General features: G+C 73.7%; 8 protein-coding genes and 2 pseudogenes. 7 read left to right on the top strand and 3 right to left on the bottom strand.

Annotated elements, in window-relative coordinates:
- The 3 genes and pseudogenes from AB0O29_RS22565 to AB0O29_RS22555 all read right to left on the bottom strand — a co-directional run.
- Window positions 1-111: pseudogene (locus tag AB0O29_RS22565) on the bottom strand (hypothetical protein); the annotation flags it as partial.
- 16 nt (window positions 112-127) lie between these two features.
- Window positions 128-289: pseudogene (locus AB0O29_RS22560) on the bottom strand (acyl-CoA carboxylase subunit epsilon); the annotation flags it as partial.
- Between the two features lie 141 nt (window positions 290-430).
- Window positions 431-2,251, bottom strand: a complete 1,821-nt coding sequence (locus AB0O29_RS22555; RefSeq protein WP_365154011.1) for a galactose oxidase early set domain-containing protein — start codon at window positions 2,249-2,251, stop codon at window positions 431-433.
- Window positions 2,252-2,709: 458 nt separating this feature from the next.
- Between AB0O29_RS22555 and AB0O29_RS22550 the strand changes: the two genes are divergently transcribed.
- The 7 genes from AB0O29_RS22550 (at window position 2,710) to AB0O29_RS22520 (ending at window position 10,835) form a co-directional block, all read left to right on the top strand.
- Window positions 2,710-3,186, top strand: coding sequence for a hypothetical protein (locus AB0O29_RS22550; RefSeq protein WP_365154009.1), 477 nt, complete (start codon window positions 2,710-2,712; stop codon window positions 3,184-3,186).
- Window positions 3,187-3,330: 144 nt separating this feature from the next.
- A complete protein-coding gene (locus AB0O29_RS22545; protein ID WP_365154007.1) occupies window positions 3,331-5,601 on the top strand; it encodes an ATP-binding domain-containing protein in 2,271 nt (756 codons plus the stop codon).
- 83 nt (window positions 5,602-5,684) lie between these two features.
- The gene (locus tag AB0O29_RS22540; RefSeq protein ID WP_365154005.1) at window positions 5,685-6,881 is read left to right on the top strand and encodes a cytochrome P450; all 1,197 of its coding nucleotides are present in this window, start codon (window positions 5,685-5,687) and stop codon (window positions 6,879-6,881) included.
- A gap of 111 nt (window positions 6,882-6,992) precedes the next feature.
- Window positions 6,993-8,258 carry a VWA domain-containing protein gene (locus tag AB0O29_RS22535; protein WP_365154003.1) on the top strand — a complete coding sequence of 422 codons (1,266 nt, stop codon included), beginning with the start codon at window positions 6,993-6,995 and terminating at the stop codon, window positions 8,256-8,258.
- Window positions 8,258-9,058: a hypothetical protein gene (locus AB0O29_RS22530; RefSeq protein WP_365154001.1), complete on the top strand. Its 801-nt coding sequence runs from the start codon at window positions 8,258-8,260 to the stop codon at window positions 9,056-9,058. Before AB0O29_RS22535 ends, AB0O29_RS22530 begins: the two co-directional genes overlap by 1 nt.
- A 129-nt stretch (window positions 9,059-9,187) precedes the next feature.
- The gene (locus AB0O29_RS22525; RefSeq protein WP_365153999.1) at window positions 9,188-10,111 is read left to right on the top strand and encodes a MurR/RpiR family transcriptional regulator; all 924 of its coding nucleotides are present in this window, start codon (window positions 9,188-9,190) and stop codon (window positions 10,109-10,111) included.
- A gap of 334 nt (window positions 10,112-10,445) precedes the next feature.
- A complete protein-coding gene (locus tag AB0O29_RS22520; protein WP_365153997.1) occupies window positions 10,446-10,835 on the top strand; it encodes a hypothetical protein in 390 nt (129 codons plus the stop codon).
- Window positions 10,836-10,838 lie beyond the last annotated feature (3 nt).

The following is a 10,838-nucleotide window of genomic DNA, read 5'->3' as shown; positions in this document are numbered from 1 at the left end:
GAGCTTGCGGGCCTGGTGGACCGTCATGGCGTTGGGCGGGGCGGTGGTCTCGAAGCCGATGCCGAAGAAGACCACCTCGCGGTCCGGGTTCTGCCCTGCGGATCGCCTGGCCCCCGGGCCTCGGCTGCGGGCGGCGGTGCGCCGCGGCGCGGCCGGGGGCGGCCGGCGGCCGCCGCCCGGAGCGGCCCGCGAGACAGGCGACCACGACGGTGATCGCGGCGAGTTCCTCGGGGCAGGCGGTGCCCCGGTGGACCCGGAGCAGGCTGGATATCGCGTCTTCGCTCGGCATCGGCACGGCCTCTCGGCAGGAGTTCTCCCCCGGTCGGGCCCGCCGGGCCCGGCGCTGACGACGCTACGGGGCCGTCCGTGGGCGTGTCGCGCCGGGAGGGGGTTGTCCACAGCCGTCCGGGCGACCCGCCCCCGGGAGGCCCTAACGGTGTCCGAGCTTCACCCACTTGGCGGTGCTGGGCACCCCGCGCCCGTCCAGCAGGAAGAGCATGTAGTACCCGGGCGGCGCGTCCGCCGCGCTCGGCGGGGTGCGCAGGGTGATCACGTCGCCCCGTACGGAGGTGAGCGCGAGCTCCAGGTGGCGCTGGCTGGTGTTGACCGCGTGGGTGACCGTCGTCGGAGCCAGGAGGACGGCCCGCCGGACGGCGGGGGCGGTCCGGCTGCGGACCTCGAAGGCCGCGCCGTGCCCGAGTTCGCCCCCCGGTACCCGGTCCAGGACCGGACGGGTGCCGCCCTGGTGGAGGTAGGCGGGCTCGTAGACCTCGATGCTGCCGTCCATCGCGTCCCGGATGTCGGGGTCGTTGGCGATCTGCTGGAGCTCGTCGCCGGTCACCATCACCCGGCCGTCCGGCATCACCAGGGCGTTGGAGTGGTAGCCGCGCGGCAGCCGCTGGGCCGGGCCGAGCCGCCAGTGGCCGCGGGCGTCGCGCAGCTCCGTCTGCCGGTACTTGAGGTCGGCCTCGGGGTTGAAGGGGCCGTGGCCGTAGTCGCGGGTGTCCAGGGCGCCGTTGACGGTGAGCAGGGTGGCGTCCGGGAGGATCAGGGTGTCGTCCTGGGTGCGGCCGAAGGCCCGGGGCTCCTCGGTGCTCCACCGCCCGCCCGACAGCCGGTAGGTGTTCGGGTCGTGCGGGTCGCCGCCCAGGACCAGCACCGAGTCCGGGCCGCGCAGGCCCGCCGGGAGGGGCACGGCCGAGCCGTAGCCCCGGAAGTCCGCCGGGCGCCGGGGCAGGTCGGCGCGGGTCTCCGCGACGGGGTCGAAGAGCCACTGCTGGTCGGCGTCGCGGCCCAGGCCGTAGATCATCCCGTCGCGCAGCGAGAAGAGGTGCGGGTAGTCGTTGCGGAACGGCGCGTCCGCCCGGAACCGCCCGGCGGCCATGCCCGCCGGGATGTCGAACGTCCGCCAGGGCACGGGCAGCCCCTTCGCCGGGAAGCGCTCCACCACCGGGGTGGGGGTGCCCGTACCGCGCTCGGACTGGCCCGACATGATCGTCTGGCGGCCGTCCGCGCCGGTGACCACCGAGGGGTACCAGCGCCCCACGGACATGTCCCGGTTGCGGAACCAGGTCTCGGTCCACGGGTCGAACACGAAGGAGAGCTTCGCCCCGCTGCCGCCCTTGCCTCCGGCGTTGCCGCCGAAGACCGCCAGCATCCCGTTGGGCAGGAAGGCGTGCCCGGCGCAGAAGAACGGCGCGGGGCGCGGGACGTGGGTGCCGTCCGGCATCAGCACGGTCGGCGGCCGGACCTCCTTGAAGGCCCGCGCCCCCGTGCCCCTGGCCGGGTCCCACAGGAAGGCGCGGCCCGCGTTGGTCCGGCCGATGCGGTCGGTGGGGCCGGTCTCCTTGGTGGGGTCGACCTCGACCCGCTCGAAGGAGAAGAGGAGCACCTTGCCCGTCGGGAGCTGGGCGAGGTGGACGCCGAAGTCGGGGGAGGGGAAGTACTCCGCGAACCGGCCGTCACGGGCCGGGTCGAACGCCCGGTTGGCCGCCGCCTGGGAGGCGGTCAGCGCGGCCAGGCTCGCGGTCCGGGTGGCCTGCGGGTACTCGGCGGCCCCGGCCGCGGCGCCGCGCCGCTCGGCGTGGGCCCGGGCGTGGTCGGCGCCGATGAACGCCGCCTCGCCGTCGCCCTCGGTGCCGTGGGCCCGGGCGGGCGGCGCGGCGAGGAGGGCGCCCGCGGCGAGGGCGAGGGCCAGCGCGGCGGAGGCGGCGGCCGACGCGGCGGCGGACCGGTGTGCTGCTGGGGACATGCGGGGCGCTCCTCGGTGGGCGGCGGCCGGGGTGGGAGGGGCCGGGCGGAGCGCCATGCTAAAAGATCACGTACATATCGCCTCATATGACGCGGAGCCTCTGCCTCGTACGGGTGGCCGCACCACCGCCGTCCACCCGAATCGGGACATTCGGCCGCGCGGCGGCCGGCCCGGCGCGGGCGGGGCGCTTCGGCCACGTCCCGCGTCCGCCGCCGCGCCGCCGGCGGCCGTCGCCGCCGGTGCCGGAGACGGGGGCCCGCGCCGCGCGCCGTGATCGCGCCAGCAGCGGGGGGTTCCGCCGCGCGCGGGGCGCCGTACGAAACGTGCCACCGGCAACTGCGGGTGCTGGACGGGTGGTTATGCCTGCTTGTTGGCTGCTGTCGCGCTTCAGTTCCCAAAAGTACCCCGGTGGACCGGAGCGTCCCGTCCGTCCCTATGCATCCTCGTCAGGAGTACTCATGCGCATGGTCCGGTCCTCCCTCGCCCTGGCCGCCACGGCCCTCGTCCTGGCCGCCGCCGTCACCCCGGCGTCCGCCGCGAGCCCGCAGCCGGCTCCCAAGGCCCCGAAGTTCTGCACGTACGTCGTCGACACGGGCGAGGCCGGCTGTTTCGCGAGCAGGTCCCAGGCCGCCGAGTTCGGTGCCCAGGCCGACTACAAGGACCTCGGCAAGATCTGGAGCGACTCCAACTCCGGCGGCAGCGAGTTCCTCTTCCGCGGCAGCGTCGGCTGCAACTGGCGCTACCCCGAGTTCAACGACCTGTCCAAGTGGGGGTGGAACGACACCGTGAGCTCGGCGCAGGGCATCACCTGCCCGATCACCCTGTGGGAGCACAACGACTTCCGCGGCGCCCACCAGACCTACTACGGCTACAACGCCTACGTCGGCGACGGCATGAACGACAAGGCCTCCTCGGTCAGCTTCGACCTCCGCTGACCCACCCGGCACGGACATAAAGAAAACGCCCCGGACGAATTGACGTCCGGGGCGTTCCTCTGCGTATATTCATTGATTCACGCCCACTCTGAAAGAGGGCGTGAAGAAGCTTTGCAGGGACATCGTATCGCGCAGGGAGCGAAATTGTCAAACAGCGAATTCCAGAGCGAACAGCAATTCATCGACAAGCTCTACGCGCGCCTCGAAGACCTGCGGGACAAGGCCGAGCACGCCGTCAAGGGCGCCCTGGCCGCAGGCGGCAACGGATTCCAGGCGCGGCTGGAACGCGACGTGATGGTCGCCGAGCAGTCCGGACTGCTTTCCGCCCTCAACGCCGCCGAACACGGTCTGTGTTTCGGCCGCCTGGAGTTCTCCGACGGCCGCGACCACCACATCGGCCGCATCGGGATCAGACAGGACGACGCGGAACGCACCCCGCTCGTCCTCGACTGGCGCGCCGACGTCGCCCGCCCCTTCTACCTGGCGACCGGACACGTCCCGATGGGCCTGCGCCGCCGGCGCCACATCACCACCCGGGGCCGCGAGGTCACCGCCCTGCACGACGAGATCCTCGACCTCGCCGACACCGAGCGCACCGGCTACGAGGGGGCCGACGCGGACGCCGTGCTCCTCGCCGCGCTCGACGCCGCCCGCACCGGCCGCATGCACGACATCGTGCGGACCATCCAGGCCGAGCAGGACCGCGTCATCCGCTCCCCGCACCAGGGCGTCCTGGTCGTCGAGGGCGGCCCCGGCACCGGCAAGACCGCCGTCGCCCTGCACCGCGCCGCCTACCTCCTCTACGCCCAGCGCGAGCTCCTCGGCAAGCGCGGCGTGCTCATCGTCGGACCCAACCCCGCCTTCCTCGGCTACATCGGGGAGGTGCTGCCCTCCCTCGGCGAGACCGGGGTGCTGCTGGCCGCGCCCGGCGACCTCTTCCCGGGCCTGCGCGCCACCGGCACCGACCGGCCCGGAGCCGCCGAGGTCAAGGGCCGCGCCGCCATGGCGGAGGTCCTCGCCCGGGCCGTCGCGGACCGCCAGACCCTCCCCGAGGGCGTGCCCGCCGGCAGCGGGGAGGACAACGACCTGGTGCCCGAGCCGGCCCTGGAGATCGACCACGACGACTACGGCACCCTCCTGCTGGACCGCACCATCGCCCACACCGCCCGCGACCGGGCCCGCACCACCGGACTGCCCCACAACCTGGCCCGCCCCTACTTCGCGTTCTCCGTCATCGACGCCCTCACCGCGCAGCTCGCCGACCGGCTCGGCGCCGACCCCTACGGCGGCCCCAACCTGCTCGGCCCCGACGACGTCGCCCAGCTCGGCAAGGAGATCGCCACCAGCGCCGAGGTGCACGCCGCCATCGACACCCTCTGGCCGCACCTGACCCCCCGCCGGCTGGTCTCCGACTTCCTCGCCGACCCCACCGGCCTGTCCGCCGAGGACGCCGCGCTGATCAGGCGCGACACGGACGACTGGACCCCCGCCGACGTCCCGCTGCTCGACGAGGCCGCCGAACTCCTCGGCGTCGACGACACCGCCGAGCGCGCCGCCGCCGAACGCGACCGCCTGGAGCGCGTCGCCTACGCCCAGGGCGTCCTCGACCTCTCCCTGGGCTCGGAGTCCTACGAGTTCGAGGACACGGAGAAGGAGTACCTCGCCGCCCACGACGTCATCGACGCCGAGCGGATGGCCGAGCGGCACGAGGAGGCCGACCACCGCACCACCGCCGAACGCGCCGCCGCCGACCGCACCTGGGCCTTCGGGCACGTCATCGTCGACGAGGCCCAGGAGCTGTCCGAGATGGCCTGGCGGCTGCTGATGCGCCGCTGCCCCACCCGCTCCATGACCCTCGTCGGCGATCCGGCGCAGACCGGCGACGAGGCGGGCTGCGGCTCCTGGAAGCGGATCCTCGACCCGTACGTGGGCGACCGCTGGGAGCGCGTCCGGCTCGGCGTCAACTACCGCACGCCCGCCGAGATCATGGAGGTCGCCGCCGCCGTGCTCCGCGCCCACCGCCCCGGCTTCGAACCGCCCCGCTCGGTCCGCTCCACCGGCGTGCGCCCCCGGGTGCGCGAGACCGGGGACCTCGCGGCCGCCGTCGCCGAGGGCGTACGGGACGCCGCACCCGCCGAAGGGCGGCTCGCGGTCATCGCCCCGCGCGCCCTGCACCCGGCGCTGGCCGCCGTCCTGCCCGGCGTCCTGGCGGGCGAGGAACCCGACCTCACCCGCCCCGTCGTCCTGCTGGACCCGCGCCAGGCCAAGGGACTCGAATTCGACACCGTGATCGTGGCCGAACCGGCCGCCTTCCCGCCGAGCGACCTCTACGTCGCGCTCACCCGCGCGACCCAGCACCTGGGCGTCGTCCACACGGGGAGCCTCCCGGACGGGCTCGCGGACCACACCGGCTGACCGTCGAGGACCGGCCATTCGCCGTGGGCGAGTGGCCGGTTTCGCCCGGACACCGGGGGAGTTCACCGTCGTAGTGTGGCGAGATGCCTGTATCGGACATCGTTCCCCTCAGCCCGGACTTCGACGCCGACCCCCACTCCTTCTTCGCGAAGCTGCGCGCGGCGGGGCCGGTCCACCTGGTCAGCGACCCGAACACCCGCCTGTCCGAGCCGTACTGGCTCGTCGTCGGCTACGAGGAGGCCCGCGCCGCGCTCACCCACCCGGGCCTGCGCAAGGACTGGCACGCCACCGACATGTTCCCGGAGTTCGAGCGCACCGCCGCCAACGCGAACATGCTCGAATCCGACCCGCCGCACCACACCCGGCTGCGCCGGCTGGTGGCCCGGGAGTTCACCGCCCGCCGGGTGGAGGCGATGCGGCCGCGCGTCCAGCAGATCACCGACGAACTGCTGGACGCGATGGCCGCCCGCCCCGAACGGTCGGCCGACCTGATCCGGGACCTGGCCTTCCCGCTGCCGATGACGGTCATCTGCGAACTGCTCGGCGTTCCCGACCTCGACCGCGAGCGCTTCCGCGAATGGTCCAACGACGTCGTCGCCCCCAAGCCCGGCGCCCTGGACAACACCGCCCACCGGCAGCTCACCGCCTACCTCGTGGACCTCGTCGCCGCCAAGGCCGAGTCCCCGGGGGACGACCTGCTCAGCGCGCTGATCCGCACCCGCGCCGAGGACGGAGACCAGCTCTCCCCCGACGAACTGATCGGCATGGCCTTCCTGCTGCTGGTCGCCGGGCACGAGACCACCGTCAACCTCATCTCCAACGGCGTACGGGCCCTCCTCGCGCACCCCGGACAGCTGGCCGACCTCCGCGCCGACTACGACGGGCTGCTGGGCGGGGCCGTGGAGGAGATGCTCCGCTACGACGGCCCCGTGCAGAACTCCACGTTCCGCTACACCGCCGAGGACGTGGAGATCGGCGGGGTGGTCATTCCGGCCGGTCAGGCCGTCCTGGTCTCGCTGGCCGGCGCCGACCGCGACTCCGGGCGCTTCCCCGACGCCGACGTGTTCGACATCCGCCGCCCCTCCGGCGGCCACCTCGCCTTCGGGCACGGCCTGCACTTCTGCATCGGAGCCCCGCTCGCCCGCATGGAGGGCCGCATCGCCGTCCGCGGCCTGCTGGAGCGCTTCCCGGACCTGGCGCCGGATCCGGCCGGCGGCCCCCTGGAGTGGCTCCCCGGAGCCCTGATGCACGGGGTGAGCCGTCTCCCGGTCCGCTGGTAGCCGCTCCGTCAGGAACCCGCCCCCGCCCGGCCATAGCGGACCGGGCCGGGGCGGATCCCGGTCACCGAACGCGGTTTGTACTGCCCGCCGGATCCTCAATACGATCCGGCGATGATCACAAGAAAACGGCTGGCGGCCGGGGCCTGCGGCCTGTTCGTCGCCTTGACCGCGGGCCTCCTCCCGCAGACCGCCGCCGCTGCCGACGGACCGGCCAAGGAGCCGCCCAAGGTCGAGCTCGTGCTCGACGTCAGCGGCTCCATGCGCGCCAACGACATCGACGGCCAGTCCCGCATGTCCGCCGCCAAGCAGTCCTTCAACGAGGTCCTGGACGCGGTGCCCGACGAAGTCCGCCTGGGCATAAGGACCCTGGGCGCCACCTACCCGGGCGAGGACCGGGCGCTCGGCTGCAAGGACACCAAGCAGCTCTACCCCGTCGGCACGGTCAACCGCACCGAGGCCAAGACCGCCGTCGCCACCCTCGCCCCCACCGGCTGGACCCCCATCGGCCCGGCCCTCCAGGCCGCCGCCCAGGACCTGGACGGCGGCAACGCCACCCGCCGCATCGTGCTCATCACCGACGGCGAGGACACCTGCGCCCCGCTCGACCCCTGCGAAGTGGCCCGTGAGATCGCGGCCAAGGGCATCCACCTCGTCGTGGACACCCTCGGACTCGTCCCCGACGCCAAGACCCGCTCCCAGCTGACCTGCATCGCGGAGGCCACCGGAGGCACCTACACCTCCGTCACGCACACCGCCGAACTCTCCGGCAGGGTCAGACAACTCGTCGACCGGGCCGCCGACCCCGTCGCCACCCCGGTGGCCGCCGAGGGCGCCAAGAGCTGCGAGAACGCCCCCGCGCTGAAGGCCGGCCTCTACAGCGACCGCGAGACCTTCGGCGAGCACCGCTGGTACAAGGTCGACGTCCGCCCCGGCCAGGAGCTGCGCGCCTCGGTCAGCATCGGCGCCGACCGGGCCGTCAACAACGACTACGGGATCCTGCTGCGCGCCACCACCGTGCACGGCCGGGAGATCGTCCGCGGGTCCGAGGCCGGCGACGGCCGCACCGACGTGATCTCCACCGGCCTGCGCTACCCGAAGGCGGAGGCGGACGGGGACGAGGCCGACAAGCCCGAGACCGTCTGCCTCCAGGTCAGCAACTCCTTCTCCGCCGGACCGGCCGTCAAGACCGCCCCCGGCATGCCCGTCGAACTGACCGTCGACCTGGTCGACGGCCCCGACGACGGCTCCGACGTGGCCTCCTTCGGCCTCGGCCGCGGCTGGTGGCTGCTCGGCCTGCTCGTCCTCGCCGGCCTGCTCGCCGGCCTGGTCTGGGGCTGGATCTCGCGCTGGCGCATCTCCGTCTGGAGGACCAACTGATGCGTACCGTACGCACCCTGGCCGCCGCCCTGCTCGCGGGCACGGCCCTGCTGGCCCCGGCGGCCGCCGCCGTCGCGGCACCGAGCCCGGTCCCCAGCGGCGGGAAGAGCACCGGCAAGGACGGAGCCGCGCCCACCGAGGCCGGCACCGGCTTCCGCACCGCGGCCCTCTTCCGGCCCGGCCAGAAGGCCACCGCCGCGGCGTCCACCGGCGACTACCTCTACTGGGCGGTGCCCGCCGACACCGGCCACCGGCTCACCGTACGGGCCACGGTGACCCTCCCGGAGTCCGCCGCCCGGCACGGCGCGCAGACCTGGCAGCTCGACCTGTACGACGGGCTGCGCCGCCGCCAGCCCTGCACGTACGGCAACCAGCACGTGGCGGCGGCCAAGGAGGCTGCCACCGTGGAGCTCTCCTGCACCCTGCGCACGGTCCGCTCCGGGGCCGAGCCCTGGTCGGACGACCCGCTCCCGGGCAGCTACTACGTCCGGCTGACGGTCGTCGGCGTGCCCGAGGACGACCACGGCCTGCCCGTCAAGGCGCAGGTCGAGGCGGAGGTGAAGGAGACGGGCGGGGCCCAGGCGGTGGACGCGGCCCTGGCCGAGCCGCTCGTCCCCGGCATCGAGGGCGCCTCGGAGCAGCAGCGCGAGGCGCGTGCCCCGGAGGGCGGCTGGTCCGGCGGCTGGTGGTCGGACCGCTGGCTGTGGACCGCCGCGGGCGGAGTCCTCGGGGCCCTCGCGGGCATCTGGGGCTACTCCGTGACCAGGGGTTCGGGCCGCCCGGCCCGGCCGCAGGGCTGAGCGCGCGCCGCACCGGTACCCGCGTACCGGTGCGGCGCACCCGCGCGGTGTCCCGTAGCGCCGGACGATCATCCGGCCACGGAGCGTGGGCTATGTTGGAGGAAGAGTGACGTGAGAAGGAGGCCGCCGGTGTCATCGGGGCAGCAGGCACGCGCGCAGGCGGCCGCGATCACGCCCGGTCAGAGCCCGCCGTCCGAGCGGGAGAAACCGGCGGCCGACCGGCTGCTGGCGCTGTTCGACGGCCACCGGCTCTCCCCGGGCCAGCGGCGGATCGCCCAGTACCTGATCGACCACCTCACCGAGGCCGCGTTCCTCTCCATCACCGAGCTCGCGGAGCGGGTCGGGGTCAGCCAGCCCTCCGTGACCCGGTTCGCGGCCTCCCTCGGGTTCAGCGGCTACCCGGCCCTGCGCGAGGTGCTCCAGCCGATGGCGCTGAGCGCGGTGGCCGGCGGCACCCCCGACACCCGGGAGCAGATCCGCCACAACGAGCTCCAGGCCGCCGTCGACGGCGAGATCGAGAACCTGGAGAGCGTACGGCGCCTGCTCGCCGACACGAACCTGATCCTCGGCATCGGCCGCGACCTCGCCCGCTCGGTCCCGCTGACGGTGCTGGGCCTGCGGATCTCCGTCTCCCTCGCCGAGTACTTCGCGTACGCGGCCCGCCGCATCCACCCCGACGTGCGCCTGGTGACCCGGGGCGGCAGCGTCGCCTACGACGCCCTGCTCCAGTCGCGGGCGGCGGGCGGCGCCTGGGTGCTGGCCTTCGCGATGCCCCGGCACGCCAACGAGACCCTGGCGGCGCTGCGGGCGGCCCGCAGCGCGGGGCTCGGCGTGGTCCTGATCACGGACCCCACCGTGGGCCCGCTGGTGGAGGAGGCCGACGTGGTGCTGACCGCCGGCACCGGATCACGACTGGTCTTCGACTCCTACGCGGCCCCCGGGATGCTCTCCGCGGCCCTGCTCCAGGCGATGGCGGACGCGGACCCGGAGCGGACCCAGGCGCGGCTCGAACAGTACGAGCAGGCCGCCGACCAGCACGGTTTCTTCCTGTAGGGATGATTTTCACCCGGTGTACACCGGGGCTGACCAGGGGATATTCACGAGCCGGGTATGCATGAAATTTTTCATACTCTTGCTTACTCGACGGTATATATGTTTACTGACGCAGGCGCTCCGGATCCCATCGACGCCAAGGCGGACGTTCCCCGCGTCCGCCTCGAACAGACACCCAGTACGCCGAACCTCCTCACGGTGGGACCGGGTGTCGGGTCAGGGCTTACGGATCCCCGGAGGAGCGCCCCTGGCGGCCTCGGTCAACCCCTGGGCCGAGGCCGCCCCCTTTCCGCAGTCTCTCGATCAGAGTTCCACACCCCTCGGAAGTGACGAGATGCCCCAGACGGCCACCCTCACGCGCAGCCCGGACTGGCCCCTCCAGGTCAAGGCCCCCGGAACGCACGACTGGGAACGCACCGCCACACGCTGGCTGCGGGACCTCCTGCCCGCCCGCTACGGCAGCTATCTGACGCTGACCCGGCACCACGCCCTGCTCGCCCGGCACGTCCAGCTCCAGCTCCAGCACGAGATGCGCGCGGTGCGCGTGGCCCTGCAGACCAGCCGGGCCGAGCTGCCGACCATGGGCGTCGCCGAGACGGTCATCGAGAACACCATCCGGATGTACGCCATCGAGCTGGAGCAGCTCGGCCGGCTCTCCCGGGGGGCGCGCCTGGTCTCCGAGGCGCTGCTCCTGGCGGCCACCCCGGGCCAGCGCAGGCGCTGACCC

The sequence above is a fragment of the Streptomyces sp. NPDC089915 genome (assembly GCF_040684675.1).
Lineage (GTDB): Bacteria > Actinomycetota > Actinomycetes > Streptomycetales > Streptomycetaceae > Streptomyces.
The sequence above is the reverse complement of the archived record's forward strand: the minus strand, read 5'-3'. Positions and strand labels throughout refer to the sequence as shown.

Coding starts and splice junctions, on each gene's coding strand:
- AB0O29_RS22555 (WP_365154011.1), bottom strand. CDS start 2,251: ATGTCCCCAGCAGCACACCGGTCCGCCGCCGCGTCGGCCGCCGCCTCC.
- AB0O29_RS22550 (WP_365154009.1), top strand. CDS start 2,710: ATGCGCATGGTCCGGTCCTCCCTCGCCCTGGCCGCCACGGCCCTCGTC.
- AB0O29_RS22540 (WP_365154005.1), top strand. CDS start 5,685: ATGCCTGTATCGGACATCGTTCCCCTCAGCCCGGACTTCGACGCCGAC.
- AB0O29_RS22535 (WP_365154003.1), top strand. CDS start 6,993: ATGATCACAAGAAAACGGCTGGCGGCCGGGGCCTGCGGCCTGTTCGTC.
- AB0O29_RS22530 (WP_365154001.1), top strand. CDS start 8,258: ATGCGTACCGTACGCACCCTGGCCGCCGCCCTGCTCGCGGGCACGGCC.
- AB0O29_RS22520 (WP_365153997.1), top strand. CDS start 10,446: ATGCCCCAGACGGCCACCCTCACGCGCAGCCCGGACTGGCCCCTCCAG.